Raw genomic sequence first — 19,193 nt, 5'->3', positions numbered from 1 at the left:
AGCGCGCCCCCTCCGTCTCGCCGCTTCGCGTCGATCCACCTCCCCCGCAAGCGGGGTAGGAGGGGTGAGCCGCATCCTCCTCACCCGTGAAACGGGGGAGGTGGCGCGCTGCGTATACGCAGCGCGACGGAGGGGGCGCTAGGGTTTGAATCGGCAAGCTCATCCCTTGGCCTCCGGCGACTTCTTGTTCAGCACCGCCTGGATCGCGATGGCGATGAAGGTCAGGTACATCAGCAGGAACGACATCGCCGCGCCGAAGGGCCAGTCGTTGGCGCGCTTGAACTGGCGCTCGATGATGTTGGCGATCATCTGGCTGTCGGGACCGCCCAGCAGGTCCGGGGTCAGATAGGCGCCCAGGGCCGGGATGAAGGTGATCAGCACGCCCGAGGCGATGCCCGGCAAAGCCAGCGGCACGACCACCTTGAACAAGGTCCGCAGGTGTCCGGCGCCAAGGTCCAGGCTGGCTTCCAGCAGCGACTTGTCCAGGCGATCCAGAGCCGAATAGAGCGGCAGCACCATGAAGGGCAGGTGCACATAGACGAGCCCCAGGATGACCGCGAAATTGTTGTGCAGCAGCTCCAGCGGCTGAAAGTCGCCCAGCGGCTGCAGGCCGACCAGCGTGGCCAGACCGCTTCCGCCCTTCCAGAACCACTCCAGGCCCTGGTTCACATAGCCCTCGGTGCGCAGCACGGCGATCAGGGCGTAGGTGCGGATCAGGAGGTTCGTCCAGAACGGCAGCATGATCAGCAGCAGCAGCCAGGCCTTGGCCTTGTCGGACGCGAAGGTGATGGCCAGGGCGACCGGGAAGCCGATGACCAGACAAAGCCCCGTCGTCAGGCCCGCAACCCAGACCGACTTCAGGAAGATCTTCAGGTACAGCGGCTCGATGGCCCGGGCGTAGTTGTGGAACGTGCCGCTAATGGCGATGTCGGTCAGCCCGACATTGTGCCCGAAACTGTAGGCCCAGACGATCGCCATGGGCGCGAGGAAGAACAGCACCAGCCACACCAGCGGCGGTCCCAGCGCCGCGGCGAAGACGGCTTTCGCCTGTTTCCAGGATTGTTCCATGGAGCTCGTCCTTGAAGATGCTCCCCCGCACGGCGGGGGAGCTGTCGCTGAGCGACTGAGGGGGCTAGCTGGAGGTTGACCGAACTGGCCCCCTCCGGCCCTATGGGCCACCTCCCCCGCAGCGCGGGGGAGGAACTATTTCCTCGCCGCTCCCCTTAGGCCGCCCGCACCCGGGTGATCAGTTCCTCGTACTGGCTGGCCTTTTCCGCGCCCTCGAAAGCCCCGTACTCGCACTTGGCCATGACGTCGGCGGGCGGGAAGATCACCGGATTGTTCTTGTAATCTTCCGGCATCAGCGCCTTGGCCGCCGCGTTCGGCGTCGGGTACAGGATCGTCTTGCTGATCTCGGCCCCGGCCTGCGCGTCGAGCAGGTAGTTAATGAAGGCGTGGGCGTTGTTCGGCCGCGGCGCGCCCTTCGGGATGCACAAGGTGTCCGAATTGATCAGGCTGCCTTCCTTGGGCACGACGAAGTCGAGGTCCGGATCCTCCTTCATCGCCTGAGCGATGTCGCCATTGTACTCGAGCACCAGATCCACCTCGCCCGACATCAGGAGGTCCTGACCATTGTCGTCGTGGAAGGCCTTCACGAAGGGCTTCTGCTTGATCAGCATCTGCTCGATCTTCGGCAGCATGTCCGCCGGGATGTTGTTGACCGAGTGGCCAAGATACTTGGCCGATAGGCGGACCAGGTCGGCGCTTTCGGACAGCAGCGCGATGCGGCCCTTGTACTTGTCGCTGTCGAGCAGCCACTTCCAGCTGTCGGGCACGCCCTGGACCTTGCTCTTGCGATAGCCGATGCCCAGAAGCAGCCAGGTGTAGGGCATCGAGTACTTCCGGCCGGGATCAAAGTCAGGGTTCAGGAAGCTGGGGTCGATGTTCTTCATGTTCGGGATCTTGGCGTGATCCAGAGGCTCCAGCAGACCGCCCTGGCTCATCCGCGTCACGAACTCGTTCGACGGCACGACCACATCGAAGCCCGGATTGCCGGCCTTCAGCTTGGCGAACAGCTCATCATTCGTCGCGAACAGGCTCATGTTCACGTCGATCCCGGTGGCCTTCTTGAAGTCACCGAGGGTGGTTTCGCCGATATAGGTGTCCCAGTTGTAGAAGTTGAGCTTGGCCTCCTCGGCGCCGGGCGCGGCCTTGGGCTTCTCGCCGCAGGCCGTGAAGGTCAGGCCGATCGCAGCCGCGCCGGTGGCGGTCAAGAGCGAGCGACGGCTAAGGCCCGCCCTGTTGAGGCCCCGCTGGGTGATCGTGCTCATCGTTTCGAAACTCCCCTATCGCTTCGTTCAAGGCGGGACCCAAGCCCCAGGCTGACATCACACTACATCGCCACGCCGTCAGGCGTTGCGGAGATACCAATCGAAATCCAGTTCGGTGACGACCTCGAAGAACCGCGCCTGTTCGGTGCGCTTCACGGAGACGAACATGTCCACGAAACGGTCGCCCAGATAGTCGCGCAGCACGCTCGATTGCTCGAACAGGTCCACGGCCGCGAACCAGTTGTTGGGCAGCCGGATGTTCTCCTTGGCGGCCGCGGCGTAGCCGTCGCCGACCACAGCCGCCCCTGGATCGAGCTTGTTCTTGATGCCGTGGTGGGCGCTGGCGAGCAGTACGGCGAGGACGAGGTACGGATTGCCGTCGGCGCCAGCGACGCGGTGCTCGACATGACGGGTATTGGGCGGACCGGCTGGCACCCGCAAGGACACCGTGCGGTTGTTGACGCCCCAGGTCGGCGCCACTGGCGCATAGCTATTAGCCTTGAACCGCCGATAGCTGTTGGCGTTGGGCGCCAGGATCGCCATGCCCTCGCCCAGCAGCACCTTCATGCCGGCGATGGCCTGCTTGAGCAGCGTCGAGCCCTCGAGGTCCTCGCTGGCGCAGAGGTTGTTTCCGGCCGCGTCGTTGACGCTGAGATGGACGTGGAAGCCATTGCCGGCGCGGTCGCTCCACGGCTTGGCCATGAACGTGGCCTCCATGCCGTGACGCAGGGCCACGCCCTTGGCGGCGCGCTTGTATAGCACCGCGTCATCGGCGGCGCGCAGGGCGTCGGGCTTATGCTTGAGGGTCAGTTCTACCTGGGCCGGCGCGAACTCCGAGATCGCCCCCTCCAGCGGCACGCCGATGGTGTCAGCGACGTCCCACAGTTCGCGCAGGAACGGCGCATGGGCCTCCAGTTCCGGCAGGCCATAGACCTGGATTCCCGACGGGCGCAGGCCGGTCTGCAGCGACTTGGCCGGCAGCAGCTCGCCGTTCGGCCCGCGCTGCAGATCAACAAGGTAGTATTCCAGCTCGCAGGCTGCGACCGGCGTCAGGCCGTCGGCGGCGTAGCGGTCCAGAACCCGCTGCAGCACGTGGCGCGGGTCCAGATCATTGGGCGTGCCGTCCAGCTCGTACAGCGACAGCATCACCTGGGCGACGTCGGGGCCCAGCCACGGGGCCAGGGTCAGGGTGCCCGGCACAGGCCGCGCGCGGCGGTCGGCGTCGCCGTCTTCCCAGACTAGGCCCGTGTCCTCGCAGTCAGCGCCGTTGGTGTCGACCACCAGCACCGAACCCGGCAGGAAGCGGCCGTACTCGTAGATGGCCTCCAGCTCATGCACCCGCAGCCGCTTGCCGCGCGGCACGCCGGTCATGCTGGTGAAGAACACCTCGACGAACTTGACCTGCGGGTTGGCGGCGAGGAAATCGCGGCACTCCTGGATGTCGGCTACAGCGCTCATTATTCCCCCATCGCCGCCGCGAAGCCGTCGACGGCCGCGACCAGTCGGTCGATCGCCGCGCCTTCGGTGACGGGCGAGACCAGCATCATGTTGTGGAAGGGTGCGATCAGCACCCCTCGGTTGATCAGCCACAAGTGCAGCGCTTCCACCGCCTCATGGTCCAGAACTTTCCGCATCTGGGCGGCGTTTTTCGGCGGCGGGTCGGCGAAGACCAGCTCCACCCGGGCCCCGACATGGACCACCAACCAGGGGAGCTTGCGCGCCGCGATCACGGCGTTCAGACCCGAAACCAAGCGCTCGGCGCCGGCCAGCATCTTGCTGTAGGCCGCCTCGGTCATCACGTCGGTGAGCATCGCGCGCATGGCGGCCATGGCCAAAGCGTTGCCCGACAGCGTGGTCCCGATACCAGACTGGCCAGGGCCAATCTTCGCCTGAGCCTCGTCCATCCGCGCGGAAAGCTCGGCGGTGACGCCCCAGACAGCCGCCGGCACGCCGCCGGCGACCGCCTTGCCCAGGACGAAGACATCGGGCTCCAGCCCATGGGCGCGCGTGTAGCCGCCTGGACCGGTGGAGATCGTGTGGGTCTCGTCGATGACCAGCAGCGTCCCGGCCTCACGCGTCAGTCGACGCAACGCCTCCAGGAAGCCGGGCTCGGGCAGGATCATCCCGCAGTTGGTCATGACCGGCTCGGCCAGGACCGCGGCGACGTCGCCGGGCGCCAGCGCGGCTTCCAAGGCGGCCAAGTCGTTGAAGGGCACGACGCGGGTGGTGGCGGTCAGGTCTTGCACCTGCCCCAACAGGCCAGGTTTCATCACCGGCGCGCCGCCCTTCAGCACTACAAAAGCGTCGTCGACCATGCCGTGGTAGCAGCCATCGAACACCAGGATCACCGGTCGACCGGTGACCGCCCGCGCCCAGCGGATCGCCGCGCGGTTGGCGTCGCTGGCCGTGGTCGCCGCCTGCCACAGCGGCAGACCAAAGCGCTCGGCCAGCAACTTACCGACAATGGCGGCCGAGGCGGTCGGCAGCATGAAGCCCGCCCCGCGCTTGATCTGGTCGGCGACGGCGGCGGCGACGGACGGGTCGCCATGGCCGAACATCGACGGCGTGTCGCCTAAGCAGAAGTCGTCATAGAGCTTGCCGTCGACGTCGGTGATCTGCGCCCCGACGCCCTGGGCGGCGAAGATCGGCGACGGGCTAGCCCAGTCGTTCATCCAGTGCATCGGCGCCCCGCCGCGCCAGTGCGCGCCCGCCGCCTTGGCCATGGCGACCGAGCGCGGGTGCTCGGCCGTAAAGCGGGCGCGCTCGGCGGCGAGGAGGTCAGACAGAGGTCGGGCGAGGTCGGTGATCATCCCACCCCGCCGAAACACAGGTACTTGGTCTCCAGATACTCATCGAGCCCCTCTGAGGCGCCTTCACGCCCCAGGCCAGACTCCTTGACCCCACCGAACGGCGCGACCTCGGTGGAGATCAGACCCTCGTTGATCCCGACCATGCCGGCCTCGATCTGCTCGGCGACGCGCCAGCAGCGCCCGACGTCGCGGCTGTAGAAATAGGCAGCCAGGCCAAACGGCGTGGCGTTGGCCAGTTCGACCGCCTCGGCCTCGGTCTCGAACTTCACGATCGGCGCGACGGGGCCGAAGATCTCCTCCTGGAAGATCCGCATTTCGGGCGTCGCCCCAACCAGCACAGTCGGCTGGTAGAAGAGCCCGCCGAGGCCATGGACGTCGCCGCCGGTCAGCACCTCGGCCCCGCCTTGCACAGCGCCGCTCACCAGACCCACCACCTTGGTCAGGGCTTTCTCGTTGATCAGCGGACCGATCTGAACGCCTTCGCCCGTCCCAGGCCCCACCTTCAGCGGCGCCACCTTCTCGGCCAGGCGCGCGGCGAAGGCGTCGTGGATGCCGGATTGAACGATGAGACGGTTGGCGCAGACGCAGGTCTGGCCCGCGTTGCGGTACTTGCTGGCGATCGCCCCGTCGACAGCCGCCTCCAGATCGGCGTCGTCAAAGACGATGAAGGGCGCGTTGCCGCCAAGCTCCAGGCTGAGCTTCTTCATCGTGCCGGCGCATTGCTCGTACAGCACCTTGCCGATCGGCGTGGAGCCGGTGAACGACAGCTTGCGCACCCTGCTGTCCTCACACAGGACCTTACCGACCTCGCTTGAGCGTGTGGTGGTGACGATGTTCAGCACGCCCGCAGGGACGCCTGCCTCGATGGCGAGCCGCGCGATCGCCAGAGCGCATAGCGGCGTCTCGGCCGCCGGCTTGACCACCACAGTGCAACCGGCAGCCAGCGCCGGTCCGACCTTGCGGGTGATCATGGCGATCGGGAAGTTCCAAGGCGCGATGGCGGCGCAGACGCCCACGGGCTGCTTGATCGAGGTCAGGCGCTTGCCGGGCATCGGCGTCGGGATCGTATGGCCATAAGCGCGCTTGGCCTCTTCGGCGAACCAGTCGACGAACGACGCGCCATAGACCACCTCGCCCTTGGCCTCCGCCAGCGGCTTGCCCTGTTCGGCCGTCATCAATCGCGCCAGATCGTCGGCATGGGCGAGCATCAGGTCGCTCCAGCGGCGCAGGATCGCACCGCGGTCCTTGGCGGTCCGGGCGGCCCAGGCCGGGAAGGCGCAATGGGCGGCGTCGATCGCCAAAGTCGTTTCCTCTGCGCCGAGGTCCGCGACCTTGGCGATCACCGTGCTGTCGGCAGGATTGAGCACGTCGAAGGTCGCCTCGCCACGGATCCAGCGTCCGTCGATGAAGGCTTCGGATTCAACAAGGTTCAGGGCGGTCATTCAGGTCACCTCAGCGTCACGGACACCGACTTCAGGTCGGCGTACTTGTGCAACGCATGAAGACTGCGGTCGCGGCCAAAACCCGACTGCTTGAAGCCGCCGAACGGCATGGTGATGTCACAAGCATCCCAGCCATTGACCCAAACAAGGCCGGCCTTCAGCCGCCGCGCACCGCGCAGGGCTCTGCTAACATCGGCGGTCCACAGGCCGGCGGCGAGACCATAGACGGTATCATTGGCCAGGCGCATCGCCTCGTCCTCGGACTGGAAGGTCATCACCCCTAGCACCGGCCCAAACACCTCTTCCCGCGCCAGGGTTTGGTCAGGCCGCACCTGATCGAAGATGGTCGGCTCGACATAGAAGCCGCCCGTCTCCTGGCGCACGCGCTGGCCGCCCAGAACGCGCCGCGCGCCCTGGCTATCGGCGGTGGCGATATAGTCGAGCGCGGTGTTCATCTGCCGCTCGCTGACCATGGCGCCGAACTGGGTCGCCGGATCCAGCGGGTCGCCGATCTTCAGGCCCTTGGCGACCTCGACCACACGCACCAGGAAGGCGTCCTTGATCGAGGCCTCGACCAGCAGGCGGGAGGCGGCGGTGCAGACCTCGCCCTGGTTATAGAAGACGCCCCAGGCGGCGGCCTGGGCGGCCGCTTCCAGGTCGGGGCAGTCGGCGAAGACGATCTGGGGCGACTTGCCGCCCAGTTCCAGCGACACGCGTTTGAGGTTGGAGCGAGCCGAATACTCCATAAGCCGCCGGCCCACAGGCCCTGAACCCGTGAAGGCGATCATGTCGACATCCATCGACAGGGCCAGCGCCTCGCCGGCCACGCCGCCGAGCCCTGGAACGACGTTCAGAACGCTCGGCGGCAACCCCGCCTCCAGCGCCAGAGCGCCCAGCTTCAGCGCCGTCAGCGGCGACTGCTCGGCGGGTTTGAGCACCACCGAATTGCCCATGGCCAGGGCCGGAGCGACCTTCCACATCGCCATGTGCAGCGGGAAGTTCCACGGCACGATGGCGCCGATCACGCCCAGCGGCTCATGGACCGCATAGCTCAGTCGATCCGCTGGCGAGGCCCCGACCTCGCCATAGACCTTGTCCAGCGCCTCGGCGTACCAGCGGCACGTGTTGATCGCGAGGGGCACGTCGACGTTGCGCGCATCGCTGATGGGCTTGCCGACATCCAGGCTTTCCAGGAGCGCCAGCTCGTCGGCGTCGCGCTCCATAAGCTCTGCCAGACGGAAAAGGACCGCCTTCTTCTGGCGCGGCCCCTGATCCCGCCACCGGCCATCCTCGAAGGCGGCGCGGGCGCCGGCGACCGCGCGTTCGACGTCCTCGGCCTGGCAGGACGCCACGAGGTTCAGCACCTGCCCGTCGCGCGGCGACACGTTGTGGAAGGTCGCGCCCGAGGCGGCCTCGACCAAGGCGCCGTCGATCACCGCCTGGGCGGGCGGTGCGAGCTTGGCGAGGCGCTCGGCGATATCGACGGAAAGGGTCACGCTTGGATTTCCATAGTACTGTGATCACAGTTTTACGCCTAAGGCGGCCTGTCAAGCGCTCGGGCTAGCCGGCCGCCTCGACGGCGATGCGCATCTTGTCCATGCCTTCGGAAAGGTCAGCAGCGATGGCGCGACGGGCGCCTTCCGCGTCGCCGCGCCTGACCGCCTCGATCGCCTCGGCATGGCGGTCAGCGACCAACACGTCGGCTCCGACACGGCCGAACACCACGCGCATGAACGGTCCGATCTGCAACCACAGCCCCCCCGCCATGGCCAGCAAGACCTCGGCGTCCGCCCGCTCGTAGAGCGCAAAGTGGAACGCGTGGTTGGCCGCCATGTAGCGGTCGACATCGCCCAGCCGCAGGGCCTCATCGAGGTCGGCGTCGATGGCCTGGAGTTGTCGAACGAGGCCGGTGTCCGAGCACACGGCCGCCCGTGCAGCCAGTTCGGGCTCGACCCACAAGCGCGCCAGAGACAGTTGCTCCAGCCGGTCAGCGGTGAGCGACGGCACCAAGAGACGCTTATTGGCCGGGTTGATCGCCAGGGCTCGCTCGGCCACCAGCCGCCGCACCGCGTCCCGCACGGGCATGGGTGAAACCCCCAGTTCGGCGGCGAGGCTCCGAAGGGACACTCCCTTGCCTGGTGCGATCCGACCCGTGATCAGCGCCTGCCGGATCGCTTCGTACACCTGGTCATGCACGGCTGTTGAATCGGCGAGCGGCCGGCGGGTCTTCATGCGTCATGTTCCAAGAAGGCCTTGCCAGTTGACCCTCAATTGCGATCACAATGCAAGCGCTCGCAAGGATCCTGCCCCATGCCTGATTTCGGCGCCAATGACCTAGACGCCTTCTGGATGCCGTTCACGCCGAACCGGCGGTTCAAAAGCCATCCGCGCATGCTCTCCTCGGCCAGCGGCATGTGGTACCGCACGCCCGAGGGCCGCGAGGTGCTGGACGCGACCTCGGGCCTCTGGTGCGTCAACGCCGGCCACGATCGACCGAAGATCCGCGAGGCCATCCAGCGCCAGGCGGCCGAGATGGACTATGCGCCCTGCTTCAACATGGGCCACCCGCTGGCCTTCCAGTTCGCTTCGCGCCTAGCGCAGATCACGCCGAAGGGCCTGGACCGGATCTTCTTCACCAACTCTGGCTCAGAGTCGGTCGACACGGCCCTGAAGATCGCGCTGGCCTACCACCGCGCCCGGGGCAAGGGGACCAAGACCCGGCTGATCGGCCGCGAGCGCGGCTATCACGGCGTCGGCTTCGGCGGCATCTCGGTCGGCGGCATCCCCAAGAACCGGATGTACTTTGGCTCCCTGCTGACCGGCGTCGATCACCTGCCCCACACTCACGGCCTGCCAGGCAACGCCTTCGCCAAGGGCCAGCCCGAGCACGGCGCGCACCTGGCCGACGACCTGGAGCGGATCGTCGCCCTGCACGACGCTTCCAACATCGCCGCCGTGATCGTCGAGCCGGTGGCGGGCTCGACCGGCGTGCTGATCCCGCCGAAGGGCTATCTGGAGCGGCTGCGAGCCATCTGCGACAAGCACGATATCCTGCTGATCTTCGACGAGGTGATCACGGGCTTTGGCCGGGTCGGCGCGCCGTTCGCGGCCGACCGCTTCGGCGTCACGCCGGACATGATCTGCATGGCCAAGGGCCTGACCAACGCCGCCGTGCCCTGCGGCGCGGTCGCGGCCTCGGGCAAGATCTACGACGCGATGATGGAGGGCGCGGACGCCCCGATCGAGCTTTTCCACGGCTACACCTATTCGGCGCACCCGCTGGCCTGCGCCGCAGGGCTGGCCACTCTGGAGACTTATCGCGAGGACGATCTCTTTGCGCGAGCCGCTGGGCTTGAGAGCTACTGGCAGGACGCCATGCACAGCCTGGCGGACGCCCGCCACGTTGTGGATGTCCGCAATCTGGGGCTCGTCGCCGGGATCGAACTTGAACCGCGCCCCGGCGCGCCGACGGCCCGGGCGATGGAGGTCTTCGAGACCTGCTTCGACGAAGGCCTCTTGATCCGCGTGACTGGCGACATCATCGCCCTGTCGCCGCCCCTGATCCTGGAGAAGGACCAAATCGACCGAATGGCGGAAACGATCCGCGCCGTGCTGTCGAGGGTCGACTAGACGGACGCGCCTTAAGGGCGCGGGCTGACGCTAGGACGTCGCGTCCGGGAAGCCGCGCCACTCGACCCAGTCGCCATAGGGATGGCAGACGGCCAGGATCTTCGTGTCGCCGTCGGGCCAGCGCGTGCAGCGCAGCTGAACCTCGTGGCGATCCGGCGTCCACTCGAGACCGATCTCCACGAGCGGCCGATCAACCGTCGCGCCCGCGCCGGCGGCGGCCATCATCTTCGCGACGCCTTGGCGCTCGCGATCGGTGAGATACTGGATGAACATCGTGTGGACCACGGTGCGGCACACGCCTTCGGGTTGCCGCTCGGCGAGACGCTGGGCGAGCCACAGCTTGGCGTCGCCGCGATGGACGTTGGGCGGATGATCGACGGCGATCTGCAGAGCAGCCTCCAGCCGTTGCGAACGCGCGGGTTGGTCAGCCCAGGTAAAAGACAGGAGCCGCTCGCGATGCGAGGGGTCGAGGGCGCTGAGCGGGCTGAGATCGACACCCTGGGCGGACTCGATCTCAACAGCGGCGAAGGGCGGATCAGCGCCACGCCAGACGGGGGCGATATGAACCGGCGACGCAGCGTCGCCCGCCATAACGGACCCTAGCTGATAGGCGTAGCGGGCGAGGTTGAGGTTGAGACCGCAGCTGGAACCCAGTTCCAGGATCTGAAAGGGCATCGGCCTTTGCGCTGCAACCGCCATCAGCGCAGACATGACCGCGCCGCCACGGGCGACTTCGTTGGTCTGGGTCGGGTAGCGCATCCAGTCGGCGATGAACTGGTCTTCCTGGGCCAGCGCCTCAGCGATCGCGCCGTCGAAATCGTCATGCTCACCGCTGTAGAGATCCGCAAGGTATTGCGGCTTTCCGCGACGCGCGAGCGCGTGAAGCGCGCCGTTGACCCGCATCGCGACGGCCGCCGCCGCAGGGTCTCCGCGCCAGCTTTCGACCATCTTCCTGCTTTGCGGGGCGAGCGGAAGCTGGCGATCAACAGCCTCCAGAACGGCGGCGACAAAGCCAGAGCCCGTCGAGCGGCACTTTTCCGCCTGGCGCACGAACTCATACTTGGCGCCAGCTGCGAGCATCTTCATGAAATACAATCCACGCGAGAAACACATCCCGGAGGTGGGACAGATCAGTTTCCAAGTATCGGCGTCAGATGACACCGAGTTCCTGCTTTTGGCTTCTTCTGGAGTTTTGGCCGTCGTGACCTAAGCGCGCCGCCTGTTAAGGGCGTATAAATTACGATCGATCTTTCGGGCGACACTATGTCGCGCCCTCAGATCCGGCCCAGACCAAACGTCGTTAAGACCCGAGCAATCACTCTTGTCTAGCTCTGGATGCCAGCTTCCCAGGGGTGGTTTCGCCGTTTGAGACAAACACGTCGAGAACGATCGGCTGCCGCCCGTGGGTCTGTTGCTGATCGGCCAGAGAGTAGTGGAACGATGACGACCGATATGAACATTCCGAAGAAGCTCAGCCTGTCGTTCGTCTTCATCTGCGTGTCCGCAGCCATCATGATGGTCGTGTTCCTGGCGACGATCCTGATGATCCGCGCCTCAACCGAAAACAACAATCTCAGCCAGGAGATCCACGCCGACGCCTTGGCGCTCGAGACCGCCATCCTCCGGCAAAACAGCCAGTTCCGCGGCTATCTGGTGACCGGCGACGACTCCTACCTGAAGTCCTACTACGAGGGCCGCGACGAGTACGATCAGGTTTCGGCCAAGCTGTCCTCCACGCTGACCGATCCCGAGATGCTCAAGCACATCGAGGACTCGCGCGCCGCGACCCTCGCATGGCGCAAGGATTGGGGCGACCGTCTGATCGCGGTCGTGAAGTCCGGCCAACGCGACGCCGCGCAACAGGAAGTCCGCGACGCGGGCAAGAAGGTGCTGGTCAGCGCGGCCGTGTTGCCGCTGCGCGAAGTTCGCAATACCGAGGTCAAGCATATCGCTGAGAACGGTGATCGCCAGCAGACCGCGATCGTCACCGCCATCGCCGCCCTCGCCATCGGCGGGATTGCGCTGATCACCATCGCGATGATGGCTGCGCGCATCCTGAGCCGCTCGATCGCACGCCCGATCACGACGCTGACCGCCGCGATGACCCAATTGGCCCGAGGCGACAACGATATCGTGGTCGACGCCAACCGCGGCGACGAGCTGGGCGACATGGCGCGCGCCGTGCTCGTGTTCCGCGACGCCGCCCTGGCCAAGGCCGAGGCGGACCGGGCCAAGGAAGAGGCCGATCGCGCCAAGGCCGAGGCCGATCGCGCCAAGCTCGGCGCCGAGGCGGCCCAGCGTCGCGTCGTGGAAACGCTGGACACGGCCTTGGCCGCCCTGGCGTCCGGCGACCTGACCCATGTCATCAGCAACCCGTTCGAGCCCGAGTACGAACGCCTGCGTCAGTCGTTCAACAGCGCCGTGGAAGGTCTCGAACAGAGCATTTCCGGCGTAGCGCGCTCGGCCAAGACCGTGCGCTCTGGCGCCGCCGAGATCTACACGGCCTCCGAAGACCTCTCGCGCCGCACCGAGCAGCAGGCCTCACGCCTGCAGGAAACGACCGAAGCGACCAAGCAGGTCACCGTCATGGTGGGCGAGACCGCGCAACGCGCCGCCGACGCCCGCACCGCGATCGAGGTCGCGAACGGCAATGCTGCGGACGGCGGCGCGATCGTCAACGAGGCGATCTCGGCGATGGACGCCATCCAGACCAGCTCGGAAGAGATCAGCCAGATCATCAACCTTATCGACAGCATCACCTTCCAGACCAACCTGCTGGCGCTGAACGCCGGCGTCGAAGCCGCCCGGGCGGGCGATGCAGGCAAGGGCTTCGCGGTCGTCGCCTCGGAAGTTCGCGCGCTGGCTCAGCGCTCGGCCGATGCGGCGCGGGACATCAAGACGCTGATCCACACGTCGTCCGAACAAGTGGCCAGCGGCGTGCGCCGAGTCGGCGACACTGGCCAGATGCTCACTCTCATCGGCTCGAAGATCGGCGACACCAACACGCTGATCAACGAGATCGCGCACAACACCGAAACCCAAGCCGACAACCTGAAGCAGGTCAGCAGCGCTGTGGCGAGCATGGACAGCATGACGCAGCAGAACGCGGCCATGGTGAAAGAGGCGACCGCAGCAGCGCGCAGCCTCGCCGGGGAGGCCGATGAGCTGGCCACCCTGGTCGCCCGCTTCCGTCTGCGCACGGCGGAGTTCGGCCAAGCTGCGGCGCCAGCCGCCCGCGCTCTCAGGGCGGCCGGCGCCGGCCGAGGCTGATCCCGGCGGCGCGCTCCGCGCGCTCTACGACACTGCCTTAACCTCCAGCCGGGCGCCCATGCGGCGCCCGAGCCTGTGCGCTCGCACTCGGAAGGCTCGAGCGAGAAAAATTTCAACAAGTATAGCGATAGCATTCTGGACACAATGTCGCACCCAACGGTCGCGATCGATAAGTCCAGATTTACCTTATCGATATACTCGATCCGCCAAAATCACCAAAAGCCACAAAAATATAAATAGAAATACGGAGCTCTCTCATGAAGTACCTGCTTGCCACCGCCGCCATCGCGCCCCTTCTGATGTTTTCGTCGGCGAACGCTGCGACGCTGAGCGCCGACGCCGCAGAGGGCGCCAAGCCGGCGGCCGAGAAGGCCGTTAAAAGCGCCGGCGGCAAGGCGAGCGGCGAAGCGGTGTTCTCGACCGGCGTCGCCAAGGGCCGCGACCGCCTCGACAGCGCCACCTCAACGAGCGCCCTGCGCGGCGACGACATCGAGACGTTCGGCGCACGCTCCTTGGGCGAAGTCCTGCGCAATATCCCGGGCATCCGCGCCGAGTACGGCGGCGGCGAGGGCAACGCCAACTATTCGATCCGCGGCCTGCCGTTGTCGGGCACCGGCTCCAAGTATGTGCAGCTCCAAGAAGACGGTCTGCCCGTCCTGGAGTTCGGCGACATGCTGCACTTCACCTCCGACATGTTCATGCGCGGCGACCTGAACCTCGCGCAGGTCGAAACCATCCGCGGCGGTTCGGCCTCGACCTTTGCGTCGAACTCGCCGGGCGGCGTCATCAACCTGCTGTCCAAGACCGGTGACGCCGAGGGCGGCGCCGTCGAGGCGACCTACGGCCTGAACTACGGCGAAAAGCGCCTCGACGCGGACTATGGTTACAAGCTGAGCGACACGCTGCGCATGCACGTCGGCGGCTTCTACCGTCAGGGCGAAGGCCCGCGTGACGTGGGCTTCACGGCCTACAAGGGCGGTCAGATCAAGGCCAACATCACCAAGACGCTCGATAACGGCTACATCCGCGTCTACGCCAAGCTGTTGGACGATCGCACGCCGACCTACCAGTTCACACCGATCCGCGTGACCGGCACGAACGCCGACCCGACGTTCTCGAGCCTGACGAACTTCAACCCGAAGACCGACTCGCTGCTGTCGCCGTTCACCAGCAACCTCATCACGCTGGATGGCTCCAACAACCTCGCCCGCAAGGACGTGCGTGACGGCCAGCGCGCCAAGCTCGCCTCGGTCGGCCTGGACAGCCAGGTCGATGTGAACGGCTGGACGATCAGCGAGAAGTTCCGCATCTCGAAGATCTCGGGCGGCAACCTTCAGGTCCGCCCGATCGCCGTCGCGCCGGCGTCGACGCTGCTGTTCCTCTACGGCGGCGCGGGCGGATCGCTCAGCTTCGCCTCGGGCCCGCAGCGCGGCCAGACGATCACCAACCCCAGCGCCCTCAACGGCAATGGGCTGATGACCGGCACGGCGCTGATCAAGGTCGACGCCAGCAGCCTCGACAACATCACCAACGACCTGCGCGCCAGCCGCGTGTGGAAGGTGGGCAAAGGCAACCTGACCACCACGGTCGGCTACTACAAGGCGTCTCAGGATTACAACACGGTGTGGTCGTTCCAGAACGCCCTGACCGACGTCAACGGTGACGGCCAGACCTCGCTGCTCAACATCCGCACAGCCACGGGCGTCGCCGTCACGCAGGACGGCATGCTGTCCTATGGCATTAGCAGCGGCGTCTACCAACGCAGCTATGACGTCAACTATGGCGTCGACGCCCCTTACGCATCGATCAACTACCACATCGGCAAGGTCGCGATTGGCGGCAGCCTGCGCTACGACATGGGCAAGGTGAACGGCACCCTGTTCGGCGCGGCCTTGGGGGGCGGTCGCACCGGCGTCATCACCCGCGACATCAACGGCGACGGCGTGATCACACTGCCGGAAACCAAGGTCGACGCCCTACCTTTGGGTCAACCCGGCAAGGTCGACTACGACTACAACTATCTGAGCTATTCGACGGGCGTGAACTACCGCATCGCCGAGCAACTGGCCGTGTTTGGTCGCTACAGCCGTGGCGGTCGCGCCTCGGCCGAAAAGCTCCTGTTCACTCCGGCGATCAACTACAGCACCGGCAAGCTGGTGGACGACGAAAGCGCCTACGACGCCGTCAAGCAGGCTGAACTGGGCCTGAAGTACCGGATTTCGGGCGTGACCTTCAACGTCACCGGTTTCTCCGCCAAGACCGGCGAGCGCAACGTCCAGGTCGTCAGCGACGCTGCGGGCTCGGCCCAGGTGATCAACATCGTCCGCAGCTACAAGGCCAAGGGCGTCGAACTGGAAGCCGCCGTTCGCCAGGGGCCGTTCAGCGTGACCGCCGGCGCCACCTATACGGACGCCAAGATCGCCAGCGACCTGTTCCGTCCGGACTTCAAGGGCAACAAGCCGCGCCACCAGGCCGACTTCATCTACGCGGTGACCCCGCAGGTCGAGCTGAAGAACACCACGGTGGGCTTCAATGTGATCGGCACCACAAGCAGCTACGCGCAAGACTCCAACCAGCTGAAGCTGCCCGGCTACAAGCTGGTCAACGCCTTCGTGCAGGTTCGTCCGGTGGAGAACGTGCAGGTGATGCTGAACGTCAACAACCTGTTCGACACCCTGGCGCTGAGCGACTCCGAACAGCCCGCAATCCCGGCCAGCGGCGTGATCCTCGGCCGGGCCTATCTGGGTCGGACCGCTTCGGCGACGCTGCGCTACAGCTTCTAGCCCACAAGCCAGAGACTACAGACTACCGGCGGCCGGGGCGTTCACACGTCCCGGCCGCAGCCTTTTGGGCGTCAACTCAACGTTTGAACACGCTGCGAAGACCGACCGCTCAGCGCCGCGCGCCATCTCAGCAGGCGCGGCTTTTGGCAAGACCCGTATCTCGTCCGACGCCGAACACGACCGACCCATCGCCCGCTTAGGCGGAAGGCCAGCGGCGGCGGCGCCGCCGCTTCAGAATACTCGCGCCATAGTAGCGCAGATTAGGTAAAGTTGATTCAAATACAGAAGTGGAAAATGGACACAATGTCGCACCCCATCAGGTCAAAGCATAAGTCCAGATTTACCTTATCGTTATCATCGAGGGGCCAATATCCAGCCAAACTAAGCAACATATATAAAGACGTACGGAGCCGTTCATGAAGCACCTCCTCACAACTGCTGCGATCGCGCCCCTTCTGATGTTCTCGTCGGCGAACGCTGGCGCCGCTGAGGGCGCAAAGCCGGCGGCAGAGAACGCCGTCAAGAGCGCCGGCGGCAAGGCCAGCGGCGAGGCGGTGTTCTCGACCGGCGTCGCCAAGGGCCGCGACCGCCTCGACAGCGCAACCTCGACGAGCGCGCTGCGCGCTTCGGAGTTCGAGACCTACGGCGCCCGCTCGCTGGGCGAAGTCCTGCGCAATATCCCCGGCATCCGCGCCGAGTACGCGATCGGCGAAGGCAACGCCAACTACTCGATCCGCGGCCTGCCGTTGTCGGGCACCGGCTCCAAGTACGTTCAGTTGCAGGAAGAGGGCCTGCCGGTCCTCGAATTTGGCGATATGTATCAGGTCATCGCCGACATGTTCATGCGCGCCGACCTGAACGTTTCGCAGATCGAGACGATCCGCGGCGGTTCGGCCTCGACCTTCGCGTCGAACTCGCCGGGCGGCGTGATCAACCTGCTTTCCAAGACCGGAGACGCCGAAGGCGGCGCCATCCAGGGCACCTACGGCCTGAACTACGGTGAGAAGCGTGTCGACGGCGACTACGGCGCCAAGATCAGCGAGACGCTGCGCTTCCATGTCGGCGGCTTCTATCGCCAAGGCGAAGGCCCGCGCGACGTCGGCTACACCGCCTACAAGGGCGGCCAGATCAAGGCCAACCTAACCAAGACCTTCGACAACGGCTATGTGCGCATCTACGGCAAGTATCTGAATGACCGTACGCCGGCCTATACGTTCATCCCGATCAAGGTCAGCGGCACCAACGCCGATCCGACCTTCAGCAGCCTGGCCAACTTCAACGTGAAGACAGACTCGCTGCTGTCGCCCTATGTCAGCAACGTCATTCGCCTGGACGAGAACAACAACCTTTCCCAAGACGATCTGCGCGGCGGTCAGCACGCTGTGGTCAAATCGGTTGGCTTCGACGCTCAGTTCGATGTGAGCGGCTGGACCATCACCGAAAAGTTCCGCTTCTCCGACATCGGGGGCGGCACCCAGACCATTCGCCCGATCGCAGTGAATCAGGCGTCGGTCCTTTCAATGGCTTACGGCGGCCCCGGCAGCACGCTGAGCTACGCCACGGGCCCGAAGGCGGGCCAGGTCATCACCAGCCCGTCGACCTTGGACGGCAACGGCCTTCTGACCTCCTCGCTGCAGCTCAACACCAAGATCAAGAGCCTGGACAACGTCACCAACGACCTCCGCGCCAGCCGCGTCTGGGACGTCGACGGCGGCAACCTGACCACCACCGCCGGCTTCTACGCCTCGTCCCAGGACTATGTGACGGACCTGAACTTCCTAAATGTTCTGGCCACCGTCGCGGGCGACGGGCAGTCCACGCTGATCAACACCAAAACGGCGGCTGGCGTCGCCTTCACGCAAGACGGCTACGTCTCCTACGGCCTTGGGAACACCTTCCGCCGCAGCTACGACATGAACTATGGCGTCAATGCGCCGTACGCTTCGATCAACTACCACATCGGCAAGATCGCGGTGGGCGGCAGCCTGCGCTACGACATGGGCAAGGTTCGCGGCACGCTGTACGGCGCCGAGCTGGGCGGCGGTCGCCTGGGCACGGTGTCCTCCGACATGAACCGGGACGGCGTGATTTCGACGGCCGAGACAAAGGTTTCCGCCCTGCCCCTCGGCCAGCCAGGTCACGTCGACTACAACTACGAGTATCTCAGCTACTCGACCGGCGTGAACTACCGCGTCGCCGAGCAACTGGCGGTCTTCGGCCGCTACAGCCGCGGCGGTCGCGCCTCGGCCGACAAGATCCTGTTCACCCCGGCGGTCAACTACAACACCGGCAAGCTGGTGGACGACGAAAGCGCCTATGACACCGTGAAGCAGGCTGAGTTGGGCCTGAAGTACCGGATCTCGGGCGTGACCTTCAACGTCACCGGCTTCTCGGCCAAGACCGGCGAGCGCAACACGCAGATCGTCAGCGGCGCTGACGGCACGGCGTCGGTCCTTAACATCGTGCGTGGATACAAGGCCAAGGGCGTCGAACTGGAAGCTGCGGTTCGCAAGGGCCCGTTCAGCGTGACCGCCGGCGCAACCTACACCGACGCCAAGATCACCAGCGACGCCCAGCGCCCGGAACTGATCGGCAATAAGCCGCGTCACCAAGCCGACTTCATCTACTCGGTGACGCCGCAGGTCGAGCTGAAGAACGCCACGGTGGGCTTCAACGTGATCGGCACCACCAGCAGCTTCGCGCAGGACACCAATCAGCTGAAGCTGCCCGCCTACAGGCTGGTCAACGCCTTCGTGCAGGTCCGTCCGGTGGAGAACGTGCAGCTGATGTTGAACGTCAACAACCTGTTCAACACGCTGGCCCTCAGCGACTCCGAACAGGCCGCGATACCGGCCAGCGGCGTCGTGCTCGGCCGCACCTATCTGGGCCGGACCGCTTCGGCGACGCTGCGCTACAGCTTCTAAGACG

Annotated in this window: 12 protein-coding genes; 4 read left to right on the top strand and 8 right to left on the bottom strand. The window is 65.7% G+C overall.

Annotation, left to right across the window (positions count from 1 at the left end):
• Positions 1-159: 159 nt before the first annotated feature.
• The 7 genes from ACT53N_RS12260 to ACT53N_RS12230 form a co-directional block, all read right to left on the bottom strand.
• Entirely contained in the window at positions 160-1,068 is a 909-nt protein-coding gene (locus ACT53N_RS12260) for an ABC transporter permease (RefSeq protein ID WP_476064143.1), read from the bottom strand.
• Between the two features lie 155 nt (positions 1,069-1,223).
• Positions 1,224-2,330, bottom strand: coding sequence for an ABC transporter substrate-binding protein (locus ACT53N_RS12255; protein ID WP_476064142.1), 1,107 nt, complete (start codon positions 2,328-2,330; stop codon positions 1,224-1,226).
• Positions 2,331-2,408: 78 nt separating this feature from the next.
• The gene (locus ACT53N_RS12250) at positions 2,409-3,791 is read right to left on the bottom strand and encodes a glutamine synthetase family protein (protein ID WP_476064245.1); all 1,383 of its coding nucleotides are present in this window, start codon (positions 3,789-3,791) and stop codon (positions 2,409-2,411) included.
• Entirely contained in the window at positions 3,788-5,140 is a 1,353-nt protein-coding gene (locus tag ACT53N_RS12245; protein ID WP_476064141.1) for an aspartate aminotransferase family protein, read from the bottom strand. The genes ACT53N_RS12250 and ACT53N_RS12245 overlap by 4 nt, the downstream gene beginning before the upstream one ends.
• On the bottom strand, positions 5,137-6,582 hold the full coding sequence (locus ACT53N_RS12240; protein ID WP_476064140.1) for an NAD-dependent succinate-semialdehyde dehydrogenase: 1,446 nt from the start codon (positions 6,580-6,582) through the stop codon (positions 5,137-5,139). The genes ACT53N_RS12245 and ACT53N_RS12240 overlap by 4 nt, the downstream gene beginning before the upstream one ends.
• 5 nt (positions 6,583-6,587) lie before the next feature.
• Positions 6,588-8,078 carry an aldehyde dehydrogenase gene (locus ACT53N_RS12235; RefSeq protein WP_476064139.1) on the bottom strand — a complete coding sequence of 497 codons (1,491 nt, stop codon included), beginning with the start codon at positions 8,076-8,078 and terminating at the stop codon, positions 6,588-6,590.
• A 64-nt stretch (positions 8,079-8,142) separates the two neighbouring features.
• A complete protein-coding gene (locus tag ACT53N_RS12230) occupies positions 8,143-8,814 on the bottom strand; it encodes a GntR family transcriptional regulator (RefSeq protein WP_476064138.1) in 672 nt (223 codons plus the stop codon).
• A 78-nt stretch (positions 8,815-8,892) separates the two neighbouring features.
• Here ACT53N_RS12230 and aptA point away from each other — a divergent pair, with 78 nt between their 5' ends.
• Complete coding sequence (aptA, locus tag ACT53N_RS12225; RefSeq protein ID WP_476064137.1) at positions 8,893-10,212, top strand: omega-aminotransferase AptA; 1,320 nt, start codon at positions 8,893-8,895, stop codon at positions 10,210-10,212.
• 30 nt (positions 10,213-10,242) lie between these two features.
• On the opposite strand, the gene ACT53N_RS12220 is transcribed toward aptA, so the two are convergent.
• Positions 10,243-11,307 carry a DUF2332 domain-containing protein gene (locus ACT53N_RS12220; RefSeq protein WP_476064244.1) on the bottom strand — a complete coding sequence of 355 codons (1,065 nt, stop codon included), beginning with the start codon at positions 11,305-11,307 and terminating at the stop codon, positions 10,243-10,245.
• Between the two features lie 345 nt (positions 11,308-11,652).
• Between ACT53N_RS12220 and ACT53N_RS12215 the strand changes: the two genes are divergently transcribed.
• The 3 genes from ACT53N_RS12215 to ACT53N_RS12205 all read left to right on the top strand — a co-directional run bounded on the left by ACT53N_RS12215 (position 11,653) and on the right by ACT53N_RS12205 (position 19,189).
• Positions 11,653-13,482, top strand: coding sequence for a methyl-accepting chemotaxis protein (locus tag ACT53N_RS12215; RefSeq protein ID WP_476064136.1), 1,830 nt, complete (start codon positions 11,653-11,655; stop codon positions 13,480-13,482).
• 257 nt (positions 13,483-13,739) lie between these two features.
• Positions 13,740-16,265 carry a TonB-dependent receptor domain-containing protein gene (locus ACT53N_RS12210; protein ID WP_476064135.1) on the top strand — a complete coding sequence of 842 codons (2,526 nt, stop codon included), beginning with the start codon at positions 13,740-13,742 and terminating at the stop codon, positions 16,263-16,265.
• Positions 16,266-16,681: 416 nt separating this feature from the next.
• Positions 16,682-19,189 (top strand): TonB-dependent receptor domain-containing protein, encoded by a 2,508-nt coding sequence (locus ACT53N_RS12205; RefSeq protein WP_476064134.1) that lies wholly within the window; start codon positions 16,682-16,684, stop codon positions 19,187-19,189.
• The last annotated feature ends 4 nt before the right edge of the window (positions 19,190-19,193 follow it).

Source organism: Caulobacter sp. DMC95 (assembly GCF_056313785.1).
The sequence above is the reverse complement of the archived record's forward strand: the minus strand, read 5'-3'. Positions and strand labels throughout refer to the sequence as shown.

Coding starts and splice junctions, on each gene's coding strand:
- ACT53N_RS12260 (WP_476064143.1), bottom strand. CDS start 1,068: ATGGAACAATCCTGGAAACAGGCGAAAGCCGTCTTCGCCGCGGCGCTG.
- ACT53N_RS12255 (WP_476064142.1), bottom strand. CDS start 2,330: ATGAGCACGATCACCCAGCGGGGCCTCAACAGGGCGGGCCTTAGCCGT.
- ACT53N_RS12245 (WP_476064141.1), bottom strand. CDS start 5,140: ATGATCACCGACCTCGCCCGACCTCTGTCTGACCTCCTCGCCGCCGAG.
- ACT53N_RS12240 (WP_476064140.1), bottom strand. CDS start 6,582: ATGACCGCCCTGAACCTTGTTGAATCCGAAGCCTTCATCGACGGACGC.
- ACT53N_RS12230 (WP_476064138.1), bottom strand. CDS start 8,814: ATGAAGACCCGCCGGCCGCTCGCCGATTCAACAGCCGTGCATGACCAG.
- aptA (WP_476064137.1), top strand. CDS start 8,893: ATGCCTGATTTCGGCGCCAATGACCTAGACGCCTTCTGGATGCCGTTC.
- ACT53N_RS12215 (WP_476064136.1), top strand. CDS start 11,653: ATGACGACCGATATGAACATTCCGAAGAAGCTCAGCCTGTCGTTCGTC.
- ACT53N_RS12210 (WP_476064135.1), top strand. CDS start 13,740: ATGAAGTACCTGCTTGCCACCGCCGCCATCGCGCCCCTTCTGATGTTT.
- ACT53N_RS12205 (WP_476064134.1), top strand. CDS start 16,682: ATGAAGCACCTCCTCACAACTGCTGCGATCGCGCCCCTTCTGATGTTC.